12 protein-coding genes are annotated in these 15,557 nt (G+C 72.7%); 5 read left to right on the top strand and 7 right to left on the bottom strand.

Annotated features, from left to right (window positions below; genetic code table 11):
- The first annotated feature begins 141 nt into the window (after positions 1-141).
- The 4 genes from HNR10_RS06950 to HNR10_RS06935 all read left to right on the top strand — a co-directional run bounded on the left by HNR10_RS06950 (position 142) and on the right by HNR10_RS06935 (position 3,324).
- Entirely contained in the window at positions 142-1,425 is a 1,284-nt protein-coding gene (locus tag HNR10_RS06950) for a DUF6986 family protein (RefSeq protein WP_179821767.1), read from the top strand.
- Positions 1,422-2,771, top strand: coding sequence for an allantoinase AllB (gene allB, locus HNR10_RS06945; RefSeq protein WP_179821765.1), 1,350 nt, complete (start codon positions 1,422-1,424; stop codon positions 2,769-2,771). The genes HNR10_RS06950 and allB overlap by 4 nt, the downstream gene beginning before the upstream one ends.
- Positions 2,772-2,843: 72 nt before the next feature.
- Positions 2,844-3,068, top strand: coding sequence for a type II toxin-antitoxin system RelB family antitoxin (gene relB, locus HNR10_RS06940; protein WP_053614772.1), 225 nt, complete (start codon positions 2,844-2,846; stop codon positions 3,066-3,068).
- A complete protein-coding gene (locus HNR10_RS06935) occupies positions 3,052-3,324 on the top strand; it encodes a type II toxin-antitoxin system RelE family toxin (RefSeq protein ID WP_179821763.1) in 273 nt (90 codons plus the stop codon). The genes relB and HNR10_RS06935 overlap by 17 nt, the downstream gene beginning before the upstream one ends.
- 281 nt (positions 3,325-3,605) lie before the next feature.
- Here the strand turns inward: HNR10_RS06935 and HNR10_RS06930 are convergent, their stop codons facing one another.
- Positions 3,606-4,919, bottom strand: a complete 1,314-nt coding sequence (locus tag HNR10_RS06930; RefSeq protein WP_179821761.1) for a M14 family metallopeptidase — start codon at positions 4,917-4,919, stop codon at positions 3,606-3,608.
- Between the two features lie 206 nt (positions 4,920-5,125).
- Entirely contained in the window at positions 5,126-8,548 is a 3,423-nt protein-coding gene (locus HNR10_RS06925; protein WP_179821759.1) for an AfsR/SARP family transcriptional regulator, read from the bottom strand.
- A 217-nt stretch (positions 8,549-8,765) separates the two neighbouring features.
- Here HNR10_RS06925 and HNR10_RS06920 point away from each other — a divergent pair, with 217 nt between their 5' ends.
- Positions 8,766-9,935 (top strand): alkene reductase, encoded by a 1,170-nt coding sequence (locus tag HNR10_RS06920; RefSeq protein WP_246406095.1) that lies wholly within the window; start codon positions 8,766-8,768, stop codon positions 9,933-9,935.
- Here the strand turns inward: HNR10_RS06920 and HNR10_RS06915 are convergent.
- The 5 genes from HNR10_RS06915 to uraD all read right to left on the bottom strand — a co-directional run bounded on the left by HNR10_RS06915 (position 9,913) and on the right by uraD (position 15,401).
- Positions 9,913-11,322 (bottom strand): jacalin-like lectin, encoded by a 1,410-nt coding sequence (locus tag HNR10_RS06915; protein ID WP_179821757.1) that lies wholly within the window; start codon positions 11,320-11,322, stop codon positions 9,913-9,915. The two genes, HNR10_RS06920 and HNR10_RS06915, sit on opposite strands and share 23 nt — an antisense overlap.
- 90 nt (positions 11,323-11,412) lie before the next feature.
- Positions 11,413-12,918: a nucleobase:cation symporter-2 family protein gene (locus HNR10_RS06910; protein ID WP_179821754.1), complete on the bottom strand. Its 1,506-nt coding sequence runs from the start codon at positions 12,916-12,918 to the stop codon at positions 11,413-11,415.
- A gap of 474 nt (positions 12,919-13,392) precedes the next feature.
- A complete protein-coding gene (gene pucL, locus HNR10_RS06905; protein ID WP_179821752.1) occupies positions 13,393-14,289 on the bottom strand; it encodes a factor-independent urate hydroxylase in 897 nt (298 codons plus the stop codon).
- Positions 14,290-14,505: 216 nt separating this feature from the next.
- On the bottom strand, positions 14,506-14,850 hold the full coding sequence (uraH, locus tag HNR10_RS06900; protein WP_179821750.1) for a hydroxyisourate hydrolase: 345 nt from the start codon (positions 14,848-14,850) through the stop codon (positions 14,506-14,508).
- Entirely contained in the window at positions 14,847-15,401 is a 555-nt protein-coding gene (uraD, locus tag HNR10_RS06895; protein WP_179821748.1) for a 2-oxo-4-hydroxy-4-carboxy-5-ureidoimidazoline decarboxylase, read from the bottom strand. Before uraD ends, uraH begins: the two co-directional genes overlap by 4 nt.
- Positions 15,402-15,557: the final 156 nt, after the last annotated feature.

Raw genomic sequence — 15,557 nt, 5'->3', positions numbered from 1 at the left:
GGTGTGGACCACGGTCGGCCGGTGATGCCGGGCTTTCCCGCTGGGTATCCCTTGTTGTTCCGGATCGCAGAAGTTAGTATCCGCATATAGAAATCTGGAGCCCGGGTGCGGGCTCCGGCCTACGGAGAGGACACTGAACACGTGGCATCGGACAGCCCTCTGGACCTCGGCGAACTCACGGCCGCGCTCGACGCGCGCCTGGCCGACGCCGACGCGCGCCTGGCCCGCGACTACCCCGGCGCGAACGCGGCCCGCCAGCCGGTCCACACCGTCTACGTCCCGGCCGACCGCGTCCACGCCGGTCTGGCCGCCGACTGGGGGCGGCGCGCGGGGGAGGCGCTCACCGAGTTCGCGCCCAAGCCCGAGGACCTCCTCGAGACCATGGGGATGAGCGAGGCGGACCTGTCCGACCTCCTCTCCCGCGTCCATGACAAGCTCGCCCGTGAGCCGATCGAGGACCTGCGCGCCGACCTGGAGGACGGCTACGGCGACCACGGCGACGAGGGCGAGGACACCGACGTGGTCGCCGTCGCCGAGGCGTTCGCCGCCGACCTCGCGAAGGGCACGGCCACCCCCTACTTCGGCATCCGGATGAAGGGGATGGAGGCGGCCGGCCGGCACCGCGGCGTCCGCAGCCTCACGCTCTTCCTCCAGACCCTGCTGGAGCGGCACGGCTCGCTCCCCGACAACCTGCTCCTCACGCTGCCCAAGATCACCTCGGTCGAGCACGTCGAGGCGATGGCCTGGGTGGCCGAGCGCCTGGAGCGGCGCTTCGACCTGCCCGAGGGACGGCTGCGCTTCGAGCTGCAGATCGAGACCCCGCAGTCGGTCCTGCTGCCCGACGGCACCGCGGCCGTACCGCACATGATCCGCGCCGGGCAGGGCCGGGTCAGTGCCCTGCACTACGGCACCTACGACTACAGCGCCGCCTGCGGGATCACCGCCGCGCACCAGAGCCTGGCGCACCCGGTCGCCGACCACGCCAAGGCGGTCATGCAGGTGGCCGCCGCCGGAACCGGCGTGTGGCTGTCCGACGGCGGCAGCAACGTCCTGCCGGTGGGCAGCCGCCAGGAGGTCCACGACGCGTGGGACCTGCACGCCGGGCTGGTCCGCCGCTCGCTGGAGCGCGGCTTCTACCAGGGCTGGGACGTCCACCCCCACCAGCTGCCCATGCGCTTCCTGGCCACCTACGCCTTCTACCGGGAGGCCTTCGAGCCCGCCGCCGCCCGGCTCAAGGCCTACTTCGGAGCGGTCGCCGGCGGAGTGATGGACGAGCCCGCCACCGCGCAGGCGCTGGCGTCGGCCCTCGTCAACGGCCTGCGCTGCGGCGCACTGGACGAGACCGAGGTCGCCGGGCGTACGGGAACGGACACCGCCACGCTGGTGGCCCTGGCCACGCGCCGTATCGGACAGGAGAACGCATGACCCACCACGACCTCCTCATTCGCGCCGCCCGCGCCGTCACCCCCGACGGTGAGCGCGCGGTGACCGTGGCCGTCTCCGGCGGGCGGACCGTCGCGGTCCTGCCCGGCGCGGACGCGGCCGCCTCCGGCGCCCGGGAGATCGTCCTGGCCGGGGACGAGGTCCTGCTGCCCGGGCTGGTCGACTCCCACGTGCACGTCAACGAACCCGGCCGCACCGAGTGGGAGGGCTTCGCGAGCGCCACGCGCGCCGCCGCCCTGGGCGGGGTGACCACGATCGTGGACATGCCGCTCAACAGCGTGCCGCCGACCACCACCGTCGAGGGGCTGGCCGCCAAGCGCGCGGTGGCCCGCGCGCGGGTGAGCGTCGACGTCGGCTTCTGGGGCGGTGCCGTCCCGGAGAACTCCCAGCCGGGGGAGACCAAGGAGCTCACGGCCCTGCACGAGCAGGGCGTGTACGGGTTCAAGGCGTTCCTGTCCCCGTCCGGCGTGGACGAGTTCGGGCACCTGTCGCCCACGGAGCTGGCGACCGCGATGGAGGCCATCGGGGCCTTCGGCGGCCAGATCATCGTGCACGCCGAGGACCCCGGGGTGCTGGACGGCGCACCGGCCGCGCACGGCCGCGACTACGCGGACTTCCTGGCCTCGCGCCCGGACGAGGCCGAGCACGCCGCCATCGCCCTGGTGATCGAGACCGCGCGGCGCACGGGGACGCGGGCCCACGTGCTGCACCTGTCCAGCGCGTCGGCGCTGCCGCTGATCTCCCAGGCCAGGGCGGACGGTGTGCCGCTGACGGTGGAGACCTGCCCGCACTACCTGACGCTGGCGGCCGAGACGATCCCGGCCGGGGCCACGCAGTACAAGTGCTGCCCGCCCATCCGCTCCTCGGCCAACCGCGACCTGCTGTGGCGAGCGCTCATGGACGGTCTGATCGACTGCGTGGTCAGCGACCACTCGCCGAGCACCGCGGACCTGAAGGACCTGGACACCGGGGACTTCGGGACCGCGTGGGGCGGTGTCTCCGGGCTCCAGGTGGGCTTCTCGGCCGTGTGGACCGAGGCGCGCCGCCGGGGCGCGACACTGTCCGACATGGTGCGCTGGATGGCGGAGGGCCCGACCCGCGTCGCGGGCCTGCGGGGCAAGGGCGCCATCGCGGAGGGCAACGACGCGGACTTCGCGATCGTGGCCCCCGACGAGACGATCCGGGTGGACGTGCGCGAGCTGGCGCACAAGAACCCGGTGAGCGCCTACGACGGCGCTGAGCTCCAGGGCCGGGTGCGCCGCACCCTGCTGCGCGGCGCGGAGATCGACCTCGACCAGCCGAGCGGCCACCTGCTCACCCGCGACTGATCGGCGAACAGCGGCCGGACCTCATGTCTCCCTGGGTTGCTATACTTGTATAGCAACCCAGGGAGGTCCACCATGCTGGCACTGCGGCTTCCGGCGGAGATCGAGGAGAGACTCGAAGCTCTGGCCAAGGAAACGGGCAGGTCGAAGAGCTTCTATGCCCGGGAAGCGATCGTCGCCCACCTGGATGAGCTGGAAGAGGTCTACCTCGCGGAGAGCAGGCTTGAAGACCTGCGGGCCGGGCGGGGCGGTACGACGCCGCTCTCCGACGTGATGGACGAGTATGACCTGGAAAGTTGAGCTCTACGACGACGCCAAGCGCGAACTGCGCAAGTTGGATCACCAGGCGGCCAGGAGGGTCCTTCGGTTCCTGAACGACCGAATCGCCGGCTCCGATGATCCCCGAGCGATCGAGGATGCCCTGAAGGGCAGCCGGCTGGGCGATCTCTGGCGCTACCGGGTGGGGGACTACCGGATCATTGCCGATATCCAGGACGGGATCGTCACCGTTCTCGTCCTTCACGTGGGGCACCGCCGTGAGGTGTATCGGGGCTGACATCCCTCCCCGCTCGCTGCGGTTCAGGCAGCATACGGTACGTGTCGGCGACACCTCGAAGGGCCGCGTTGACCGTGTCCTGCGGGGTCGTGGTTCCCAGTACGGCGGCGGCCTTGTCCAGCGCCTCCTGGTCGATGTCGATCAGGACCTTGGCCATGGTGGCCTTCCTCGTGCTACGGACTGTCCTCAGCCTAGGGCGAGAGGCGCATCGAGCGGCGAGATACGGGGAAGCCGAGGCCCCGGGCACCGTGGGGTGCCCGGGGCCGCAGGGGGGCGCTCGGTCAGGAGCAGTACGCCTCCTCCTCGCCGATGATGCGGTACGGGCAGTCGGCGTAGTCGAGCAGGCGCAGGACGGCCTCCCTGTTGCGGGAGGTCTCGCGCTCGATCACGGACGAGGGCGGGTAGAAGCCGCCGCCCCACCAGCTGCTCGGATACATCTCGTAGGTGAAGTTGACGATGCGCTGGTCGCCCCAGAGCCAGTCGTTGATCGTCCCGTCGGTGATGTAGAGGTCGCTGGACTGCTGGGGCGTGTACCCGTTGGCGTCGGCCATGTGGGTGCCCAGGGCGGCGTGGGTGTCGTACTCCTCCCGCGTCATGCCCTCGGCGGTCTCGTCGTAGGTGTAGCCGTAGGGCCACAGGATGAGCTCGCTGTAGGTGTGGAAGTCGATGGCCGCGGTGATCTGCTGCTCGCCGCCGACCACCCGGCCGCGGACGAAGTCCGCGACCGCCGACACCTCGGGGGCCGACTCGGGAGCCGGGCCGCGGTAGGTGCTGCTGGACGGGCTGCCGGAGGAGCCGTTGCAGCAGCCCCAGAGGTGGTCCCAGTTGCGGTTCATGTCGGTGCCCACGGCGGAGGTGCCCTGGTTGGGCTGGCGGTTCTTGCGCCAGTTCCGCCAGTTCGAGCCCGCCATGTCGTACTCGGAGCCGTCGGGGTTGACGTTGGGCAGGATCCAGATCTCCCGGGAGTCCACCAGTTCGGTGACGCGCGCGTCGCTGCCGTACTCGTCGGTCAGCAGCCGCATCAGGTAGACGGCCATCTCGACGGTGAGGTGCTCGCGGGCGTGCTGGGAGTGGGTGAACAGGACCTCCGGCTCGTCCTGGTCGACGCCGGCGTCGTCGCTGATCTTGACCGCGACCAGGTCACGGCCCTCGTGCGACTGTCCGACCACGGACTGCGCCGCGATGCCCGGATGGGCGGCGACCACCTCGTCGATGGTCTCGCGCAGTTCGCCGAAGGTGGTGTAGCCCTCGTCCGGTGCGAGCGGGAGCACCGGCGAGGGGGTGATCTCCGTCAGTTCGTGGCCGAGGTCGGCGAGGGCGTCCGCCTCGGAGGGGGTGGCGGTGACGACGACGGAGTCGTCGCGGACCTCGTCGATGGCGGCGCCGGTCGCGGCGACCGCCGTGCGTTCCTCGGGGGTGTTCGGCCCGTGGACCTCGAACAGTCCGGGGTCGGTGGCGGCGCCGGCGCCCGTGGGGCCGATGAGCCCCAGGGTCAGTGCGGCGAGGGTGAGGGGGAGGAGGGTTCGTCGGACGAGTGTGGTTCTCACGAGGCCTCCGGGGGAGCGGGGTCGAGGCGTGAAATACCTGGCGATCATTGGAAAAGAGCGCCCTACACGTTGTCAATGTGTCTAACAATGCGTGACTCGCGTGGCGGAGTGCCTTGTTTGTGGAGTCACGCAGGTGAAGCCCGCTTGACCCGCGCGTCAACGCGAACGCGCTGTGGCCGGATGTGGCCACAGCGTGATCACGGTGTGTGCGGTCGGGTCCGATCGGCCCCTGAGGCGCCTGGAGCGCCCGCGGCTCAGGCGCGCTCGGGGACCGGCTCGCCCAGCGCCTGGGGGACCGCCTCCGAGAGCATCCACCCGTGCCCGTGGGCCCACTCGCGTTCCAGGCCCGCGTCCCCCAGCAGCCCGCGCACGGCGGCGGTGATCCGGTCGACGTCGAAGCGCTCGGCCGCGGGCATGGGGGCGCCCGCCTCCTCACGGGCCCGGGCGGCGGCGCCCAGCAGCCGGGCCGCGCGCACGCCCTCCCCGTCCAGGGCGTCGGCCCCCGCCAGCCCCTCCAGTGCCATCGCCACCGCGCGCGGGTCACGGGCGAGCCGGGCGAACTCCAGGCCCTCCGCGTGCAGTTCCCGGGCGGCGGCCGCGTCGCCGCGTGCCTCGGCGCACATGCCCAGCTCGGCCAGGGCGAAGGCCTGCCCCGGCCGGTAGCCGTCCCGTCGGTGGGCGGCCAGGATCCCGCGCAGGTACTGCTCGGCCTCGGCCGGCCTGCTCCGCCGCCGGGCCGTCATCGCCAGACCCCCCTGCACGAACAGGATCTTCATGTCGAACGCCTGCTCCCCGGACAGGCGCAGCGCCCGGTGGTTGTAGTCGTCGGCCAGCGCGAAGTCGCCGGTGAGCATGTGCACCCGGGCCAGCCGGGTGTGCTCCTCCACGACCATGGTCCACAGGCCGATCCGTTCGGCGTGGTCCAGCGCCGTCCGGTGCAGGTCGGCCGCCTCCTCGTAGGCGCCCTCGATCTCCGCCAGGACGCCCAGCAGGCCGTACGCGCGGACCTGCCCCCAGGGCTCCCCGAGCGTGCGGAAGTGGTCCAGGCTCCGCCTGCCGTACCGCCGCGCCTCGGCCAGCTCACTGTGGCGCAGCGCCCACCAGCCGCACAGGTTCTGGGCGAAGGCCAGCCACCAGGCGTCGCCGGAGGCCTCGAAGAGGCGGCAGGCCTCCTCCACGGCCGTCCGGGGCGCGGGCACCGGCGCCGAGGGCCCGTCCGCCACCGAGGTCACGTACACCAGGACGGTCCGGACCCTGACCGGCAGGAGCGGGTCGCCGGAGCGCTCCGCGAGGGCGAGCGCCTCGCGCGCGGTGTCCCGGGAAGCGGCGTGGGGGCATTCGGAGAAGGCGAGCGAGAACCGCCAGAGCAGGGCGACGGCGCGTTCGGTCTCCGTGGCCGGGCCGGACGCCGCCAGCGCCCGTGACAGCAGTCTCCCGCCCTCGCGGTAGCGGCCCCGCAGGTACCAGGACCAGCCCAGCGAGCCGGTGATGCGCAGCGCCAGGCCCGCGTTCCCGTCGTCGGCCGCCCACTCCGCGGCGGCGCGGATGTTGGCTCCGTCCCGATCCATCACGTCCCCGGACCGCACGATGTCCCCGGCGGGCGGGAGTGGTTCCGATCCCGCCAGCACGTCGGCCGTGTGGTGGGCGTGGCGGCTGCGGGCCTCGTGCTCCTCCCCGGACTCCGCCAGCTTCTGCAGCGCGAAGGCGCGGATCGTCTCCAGCAGGCGGAAGCAGGTGCCCTCGCGGTCCTGGTGGGACACGACCAGGGACCGGTCCACGAGCGCGGCCAGCACGGCGGCCGCGTCGGCGGTCTCCACGCGGCCTCCGTCGGGGAGCGGGCCGATCGCGATGGTCTCGGCGGCCTCCAGGGAGAACACCCCGACGTGGACCGAGAGCCGGCGCAGCACCGCGCGCTCGGCCTCGGTCAGCAGCCGCCAGCTCCAGTCGACCATCGCGCGCAGTGTCTGCTGGCGCTCGTGCAGTCCCGTGCTGCCGCCGCCCAGGAGCTGGAAGCGGTCGTCCAGGCGCGTGGCGAGCTCGCGGACGCCGAGCGAGCGCACCCGGGCGGCGGCCAGCTCCAGGGCCAGCGGCAATCCGTCCAGGCGCCGGCAGATGGTGGCCACGGCCTCCGCGTTGTCCTCGTCGAGGGTGAACGAGGGCAGGGACGCCGACACCCGCCGGGTGAAGAGCTCGACGGCGTCGGAACCGGCGATCTCGGCGGGGGAGTCGTCGCAGGGCACCCGCAGCGGTCGGACCTGGTGGAGGCGCTCGCCGGGCACGCCCAGCGGTTCACGGCTGGTCGCCAGCATCCGCAGGCCCGGCGCGGCCCGCAGCAGGCGCACGGCCAGGGCCGCGGCGGGCTCGGTCACGTGCTCGCAGTTGTCCAGGATGAGGAGGGCGGGCCGGGTGCCCAGCGACACCGCCAGGCGTTCGGCCGAGGAGCGCTCACGTGACCGGCCGACGACGTCCCCCTCGTCGTGCAGGCCCATGGCCGCGGCGACCGCGTCGGCGATGTCGTCGGGAGTGGTGGCGTCCGCCGCCCGGCTGGCCAGTTCCACGAACCATACGGGGGAGCCGGTCGAGCTCTCGGAGAGGGCGCTCAGGGCGAGCGTGGTCTTGCCGACCCCGCCCGGGCCGACGAGGGTGACCAGGCGGAAGCGCTCCAGGTCGACCAGGAGTCGCCGCGCGGACTCCTGGCGGCCGACCACGTCGGTCAGTGGGGCGGGCAGTCGGACCGCCTCGGAGCCCGTGGCCGCGGGGCCGGCGCCGGGGTCGGACACCGAGGCCGCGGCGGGCCCGGCGGTGGGCGTGGGCGCGTCGGCGGGGACGGTGGTGGATGTGGCGGGCGTGGTGGCCGGGAGTGTGGCGGGCCGGGCGGTGGGCGCGGGCGCGTCTACGCGGGCTGTGGTGGATGTGGCGGGAGCGGCCGGGCGGGCGAGGTCGGGGGACTGCGCCAGGACGCGCTCGTGCAGACGGACCAGCTCCGGGCCGGGCTCCACCCCGATCTCCCGCGCCAGCAGGTCGCGGCCCCGCCGGTAGCTCTCCAGGGCCTCGGTCTGGCGGCCGGAGCGGTAGAGGGCGATCATGTGCGCGGCGCGCAGGCGCTCCCGCAGCGGTTGGGCGCGCAGGAGCTCGTCGAGCTCGGCGACGAGCGACGCGTCCTCTCCCAGGTCGAGGCGGGCCCGGGCGCGGTCCTCGACCGCGGTCAGGCGCATCTCCTCCCACCGAGCGATGGCGGGCCCGGCGAAGGACGCGTCGGCGTGGTCGGCCAGGGCGGGTCCGCGCCACAGCTCCAGGGCCTGCCCGAGCAGGTCGGCGGCCTCGGACGGGTCGGCGCCGCGGGCCCGGCCGACCAGGTCCTCGAAGCGGTCGGCGTCGACCTGCCCGGGGTCCACGCGCAGCCGGTAGCCCGAGGGGCCGGACTCCACCCGGCCGCGCGCACCGGCCTCGGCCCGGTCGAGCGCCCCGCGCAGGCGGGAGACCGCGGTCTGCAGCGCTGCCGAGGTGTCGTGCGCGGGCCGGTCCCACAGCTCCGCGCCGAGCCGGTCGGCCGACACCGACGTCCCGCGGTGCACCAACAGGTGGGCCAGGAGTGCCCTGACCTTGGCGCCGGGCACACGGACCGGCTCGTCCTCACCCGTCCACACCGCGAGCTGTCCCAGAACGCCGAATCGCATGGGGACCAGCGTATGCGGCCGGTCCCCGGTGGGCGCCGAGCGGGCCGCCCGTGGACCCGTGACGGAGGCCGCCCGCCGACGGACAGCGGGTGGCAAGCGGATGGCAAGCGGATGGCAAGCGGCGGTCGGCGGACCGCAAGGAGGCGGTGAGCGCGCCTGCCTAGGTTGAGGACATCAGCCAGGGGCACCCGCCCCGAGAGAGTGTGGAGACGCCACGATGAGCACCCTGTTCGACCCCATCGCCCTCGGCGGCCTGGAGCTGCCCAACCGCCTGTTCATGGCGCCGATGACCCGGTCCCGCGCCTACGTCGGCGGCCAGGTCGACGGCCTCGTCGCCGAGTACTACGCCCAGCGCGCCTCCGCCGGGCTCATCATCACCGAGGGCACCCAGCCCAGCGTGCGCGGGCAGGGCTACATCAACACCCCCGGCCTGCACTCCGCCGAGCAGGTCGAGGCCTGGAAGCGCGTCACCGGCGCCGTCCACGAGCGCGGCGGTCGCATCTTCGCCCAGATCATGCACACCGGCCGGATCGGGCACCCGAGCCTGTACCCCGACGGCGGCCTGCCCGTGGCCCCCTCGCCGATCGCCTCCGGCCAGTCCCTGTTCGACGGCTCGGGAATGGTCGAGCACCCGGTCCCCCGTGAGCTCTCGTACTCCGACATCGCCGAGGCCCTCGACGACTTCGCCTCGGCCGCCCGCAACGCGGTCACCGCCGGCTTCGACGGTGTCGAGCTGCACGGCGCCAACGGCTACCTCATCCACCAGTTCCTCGCCGACGGCGCGAACCGGCGCACCGACGAGTACGGGGGCAACCCCCAGAACCGGGCGCGCTTCGCCCTCCAGGTCGTCGACGCGGTCGCCGACACCATCGGTGCCGAGCGCACGGCCCTGCGCCTGTCCCCGGGCAACCCGTTCAACGGCATCACCGAGAGCGATACCGAGGCCCAGTACCTCGCCCTGCTCGACGGCCTGAGGGAGCGCTCCGACCTGGCCTTCCTGCACCTGGCGATGGCCTCCCGCGAGACCGCCGAGCTCTTCCGCAAGGAGTGGCGGGGCGCCCTGGTCCACAACCCGGCGCCGGACTGGACCTCGCCCCGGCCGTGTCCGCGCTGGAGGACGGCGTGGTCGACGCGGTCGCGCTCGGCAGCGCCTGGCTCGCCAACCCCGACCTGCTCGACCGGGTCCGGGCCGGCGGCCCCTTCAACGAGCCCGACTCGGGCACGTTCTACGGTGGCGACCACCGCGGCTACACCGACTACCCCGCCCTCGACCAGGCCTGATCCGTGCACGCCGGAGCCCGGCCCCCGCGCGGGGGCCGGGCTCAAGGCGTCGACAGGACCCGGGGCCGTACCGGCGCCGCGCCTCAGGGGATCGGTGTGTAGATGAGGCCGAGCTTGTCGACCTCGTCGCCCGCCCGGCCGTGGAACCCGGCGACGCGCCACCCGTCGGGCGCGGTGAACGTGACCGCGTCCGAGGTGGGAGTGCCGCCCGCGACCGTCCGTCCCCGGTCGGTGGTGAACGCGGCGTGGGAGACCCGCGTGTGCCCGCCGCGCCGCACGGTCGACAGCGTGACGGAGACGAGGTGCTCACCGGAGTCCAGGGTGAGCGAGCGCTCGGTGCCGCCCGTCCCGCCGTGCGCGGCGCGCCCGCCGTCGGCGTAGTCCATCGCCACCCGGTCCAGGCGCGCTCCCGCGCGAAGGGAGAGCGTCAGCGGCTCGGCCGGTCCGGAACCGCCGGCGACCCGCTCCACGTCGGTGAACGGGGTGCCGTGCGGACCGCCCGCGAGGTCGCTCATCCGGAGGCCGGGCGCGAGCGACCAGGCGAACTCGGCGGTGTGCGGGTCGTGGTCGGAGAGCATCCGGCCGTCGTCGTCCAGGAAGTCGGCGTGGTCGTTGCGGTAGTCGGCCAACCGCAGGTCGACGAACGCGCCGGAGCGGAACAGGATCTTGTCGACGACCTCGCAGCCGTCGGTGGGCGCGCCCGTCTCGCACACCAGGGCGGGCGCACCCGCGTCGGGACGGTCGCCGCCGCGTTCGTGCTCGACCCAGGCGTCGGCCAGGCCGAGCGTGTCGGCCAGCGCGCGGATGTTGTCGCCGGTGCGCGTGTAGCGGGTGTTGGTGTCCCCGGCGACGACGACCGCCTTCCCGGCCGAGTGCCGCTCGATGAAGCGCGTCAGCTGGGTGAGGTTGGCGCGTCGGGCCGCGAGGTCGGCGCCGGTGACCCCGGCGTTGGCGTGCACGTTGTACACGTCCACGTACACGCCCTCGGCGAGACGGACACGGGAGGCCGTGAACCCCTTCGGCGTGAGGCAGTCGGTGCCGTTGCACTCCGCCCAGCCGACCCGGTGGACATCGCTGTAGGCCAGGTGGGACAGGGTGTTGAGCCCGTCACCGAAGGGCACGCCCCCGCTGGTGGGCGTTCGGTACGGGTGGTCGTTGTTCGCGTACAAGGAGGCGTGGTAGTTGAAGTCCTCCTGGACGTGGACGACGTCGTAGGGGGCGATCCGCCGGCCGATGACCGGGGTGTTGGCGCTCGGGCGCTGCTCGTCGGGGTCGGTGATGAGCTCGGGCAGGCCCGCGACGTTGTACGTCAGCACGGAGAAGGCGCCCGAGGCGGCGCCCGGGGCGGGTGCCGCGGACCCGACGGCACCGGCCGGTGCCGTCGGGGAGGTAGATGCGGCAGTGGCGGCAGTGGCGGGCGCGGCCGACAGCGAGGTGAACAGGGTCAGCGAGGACAGGAGCACGGACAGGGAGCGTGAGGGGGAGCGGGACACGTGGACCTCTGTCTGGAGGGGAGGGTGCCCGCCGGATTCTACGTCTCCGCCCGGCCGGGAGGCCGGGCGGAGACGCGGTCTCCACCGCCGTCAACCGCGGGGCTCCTCCGGGCGTTCCTGGTAGGCCGCGTCGGCGTGGCTGGTGTACTTGGCCTCACCGGGACCGGCGGTGCCGATCTCCTCGGAGTCGATCTCCTCCGGGGCGCCGCCTCCGCGCGCCCGGCCGAGAACGTTGAAGCAGACGTTGAGCACGATGGCGACGACGGCGGCGCCGATGATGCCCGAGTGCACGACCATCTCGACCGACGTGGGCAGGAACGCGTAGAAGGTCGGGTAGGCCAGCGGGATGATCGCGACGCCGAAGGCCGCGGCCACCAGGACCAGGTTGAGGTTCTTGGTGAAGTCCACCTTGGCCAGGGTCTTGATGCCGCTCGCGGCCACGCTGCCGAAGAGCACCAGCCCCGCGCCGCCGAGCACCGGGGTGGGGATGGCGGCCATGACGCCGCCCAGGACGGGGAACAGCCCCAGCACCAGCAGGATGCCCGCGCCGGTGGCGACCACGAACCGGCTGCGGATCCCGGTCAGGGCCAGCAGGCCGATGTTCTGGGCGAACGAGCTGGTCGGCGTCGCACTGAAGATCGGGCCGATGATCGACCCGCTGACGTCGGCGCGCAGGCCGGCGGAGATGCGCTTGGCGTCCACCTTGGTCCCGGTGATCTCGCCGACCGCGATGATGTGCGACGCGCCCTCGGTGAGCACCACCAGCATGATGATGCACATCGTGATGATCGCGGTCACCTCGAACCGGGGCAGCCCGAAGTAGAACACCGACGTGGGGTCGAACACCAGGTCGGCCTCGCCGACCCGGCTGAAGTCGGCCATCCCGAAGGGGAGCGAGACCAGGACCCCGGCGACGAGGCCGAGGAGGACCGACAAGCGGCCCCAGATCCCGGGCAGCACCCGGGAGCAGACCAGGATCACCGCCAGGGTGAACCCGGCCAGCGCCAGGTGGGCGAGCGGAGCGGCGGGAGCGGCCGAACCGTCCTCCCGGACCACGGTCGCGCCGTCCATGATCCACCGGGCGGCCACCGGCATCAGGCTCAGCCCGATCACCGTGATGATCGTGCCGGTGACGATCGGGGGGAAGAAGCGGATGAGCTGCCCGAAGAAGGGGGTGAGCAGGAGGGCGAAGAGTCCCGCCGTGATCGACGCGCCGAAGGCCACGGGGAGGTTCTCCCCGTTCTCCCCGGCGGCCAGGGCGGTGATCGCGCTGACGGGGACGAAGGAGCAGGCGACCACGATCGGCATCTGCGCGCCCACGCGCCGGTGGCCGATGGTCTGCAGGAGGGTGGCGATGCCGGCGACCAGGAGTGCTCCGCTGACGAGGATGCCGATGGCGGCGGGGTCGTTCGCGAGTCCAGCGGCGGCGCCGATGACGAGTGCCGGGGCGACGGCTCCGGCGTACATGGTGAGGATGTGCTGCAGCCCGTAGACGAGCTGCAACCGGAACGGGAGTTTCTCGTCCTCCGGACGTGCGGTGGACGACGGGTTGGGCTTCGTTGTGGCCGAGTCCTTCGCGGACGGACTGTCGTTCATGGCCAGTGTCCAGCCTTCGCTGTCGGCGGTCATCCGGTGGGGGGTGACCGGTCTCTCGGGTGTGGAACCCGGTGGTGTGACCCTGCCCGGCGGCCGTCCTCGGGCACGCCCGATGACACGGGCGCGCGGTGCCGCGCCCGAAGGCGACGGCGGGTGACGGGAGGGCGGGTCGGAGGCTGCGTCGGAACGCGAGCCAGGGAGGTGTGACCTCGAGCGGTGAAACCCCGTGCGGGGTGTGGAGACGAGCCCGGGCCCGGCCCCGCGGCGCACGCGGCGCCGCGACGGACCCCGGCGGAGACGTCTCGATTCGGCCTGGGTCGTGTCGTGTGAAGGCTTCCGGGCTCGCGGCCGCCAGGCCGCCTCTCGCCGCGCCTCCACGCTCGTGGAGCACGACTAGGCTGACCTGCGCACATCGTCCTGCGAGAGAGGGCCTGACGGCCGCTCGCTCACCCGGAAGCCTTCGAAGAACACTCCCTAGACGAAGCCGGGAACGCTCCTCCAGGCGTCGCCGGCGTCGGGCGCGTCGTCACGCTCGACGGTGGCCTCGATCTTGCCGTAGGGGCGGTCCGCGGCGAAGAAGACCTCGCCCGGGTTCTCCAGGTCGAACGGCGACAGGTCCACCAGGAAGTGGTGGTTGTTGGGCATGGAGAAGCGGATCTCCGCGACCTCGGGGTGGGCCTCCAGGACGGCCCGGCCCATCTCGTACAGCGTCTGCTGGAGGGCGAGGCTGTGGGTCTCGGCGAAGGCCTCCAGGCACAGGGCGCGGATGGAGGCGTAGGCCTTGTCGAAGTCGTGCTCGGTGCCGACGTAGCGCCAGCGCGCGGTCACGTCGGTCGCCAGGATCCGGTCGGTGGTCTCGGCGAGCGTCGTGTACTTGGTCTTCGGGTAGCCGTGGAACTCCGACCCGGTGGACTTCAGGACCGTCAGGCCCTCGAATCCGGAGACGACCCACTCCCGGTCGCCGTCCTTCTGGACCACCGTGGTGCGGGTCTCGGCGCCGCGCCGGGAGAAGGCGTGGTCGTGCGGGCCGTCGGAGGTGGCGATGCGGTCCCAGGAGTACTCCTGGACCTCCTGGCGCGCTCCGTGCACGTAGTCGTGCTCGTCGACGAAGTGCCGGGCGAGCCGGAGGGCGAAGTCCTCGATGGCGCCGACGCCGCCCCACTCGCGGGCCTTGGCGTAGACGGTGTTCTTCTGGGTGTCGGTCGGCAGGCACGTGCTGTTGTCGCCGACGGTGTGGACTGTCTCCAGGTCCCCGCGGAGCTGTGAGGTGACGTTGACGTCCTTGATCTGGTGGACGTCGGTGTCACGGTCGATGTGGACGAGGCGTACCTCGGCCTTGCCGTACTGGTTGTCTCCGAGTCGGATGCCCATCAGGGTGAACTCCGTTCGCTTTCGTTCATGAACTGAAGTCGTCATCGTTCGCGCCGTGGCGCCGTGCGTACGAGGGAGGACCGCTGTGGTCATGCGGAAGGACCTGTCGCGCACTCGAAGAGGGTGGGTGTGTGCCTGGTGGATGCCGTCCGGCGGCTCCTTTCCGGGGGCGTGCGGCGGGCGGCCGGTGGCCGCGCCGTCCGGGGTGGCGGGCGGCTAGGAGCCGCGGTAGGTCGAGTAGGCGAACGGGCTCAGGAGCAGCGGCACGTGGTAGTGCGCGTCCTCGTCGGCCAGGTGGAAGACGATGGCGACCTCGGGGTAGAAGCCGGTCTGCCCGGTCGCGTCGAAGTAGGCCTGGGTGTCGAAGACGACCCGGTAGAACCCGGCCGGCAGCTGGTCGGGTCCGAAGTCGGGCACCCGCCCGTCGGCGTTGGTGCGCCCCTCGGCCACGGGCTTCCAGGAGGTGCGCGCGGAGTCGGCCGCGGCCTCCAACCGGACGGGGACCTCGCGGGCGGGTCGGCCCAGCGCGGCGTCGAGGATGTGCGTGGTCACGTGGCTCATGCGGCGTCCAGGAGTTTCTCGAGCCGGAGTCCGGCGATCTTGCGGAGTTCGTTCCCGACCACGGACAGCTCGGTGTCCTGGTCGTTCTCCAACCGGCCGATCAGGTCCGCGAGGAGTTCGCGGCTGGTGCGGCCGCTGGCGCACACCAGGTAGATCTGCCCGAACCGGCCCTCGTATTCGCCCTGGGCGAACTCGAAGATCCGCTGGACGCGGAGCGAGGCGTCGTCGGTGTCGGCCGCGAACGCGGACTGCTCCCCGCGCGACCAGGCGGCCTCGGTGCTCTTTCCCTCGGCCTTGTCCCCGATGCGCGGGTGCCGCGCGAGCGCGGAGGCGACCTCGGCGGTGCTGACCGCGCGGGCGTGCTTGTCGGCGTGCGCCAGCAGGTTCCCGCGGTCGGCGAAGGGCGCCGCCGACGCGACGGCCTCGACCCAGCGCTCGATGTCGAGGCACTGCGCGAGCTCGGTGCGCAGGTCCGCGGGGGAGAGCGCGTTGAGGCGGTCCAGGCCGGGGTCGGAGGCACGGCCCGGCGGGCTCGCGGTGGTCTCGGGCATGTGGGCTCCCGTTGTACGGCCGGTCGTGGTGCTGCGGAGGTCCTGTACCCGCGCTCGTGTGGAGGATGCGGGTGATCTCGCCCCGCGCGGCCAGCCGTTTTCGTAGTGCAGATGGCTGTTTCCGTATGACGGAGTAAACGGACTCTAACCCGTGTG

Source organism: Nocardiopsis aegyptia (assembly GCF_013410755.1).
In the GTDB taxonomy this organism is placed as follows: domain Bacteria; phylum Actinomycetota; class Actinomycetes; order Streptosporangiales; family Streptosporangiaceae; genus Nocardiopsis; species Nocardiopsis aegyptia.
Note: the sequence above shows the minus strand (reverse complement) of the source record. Positions and strands in the feature narration are given on the sequence as shown.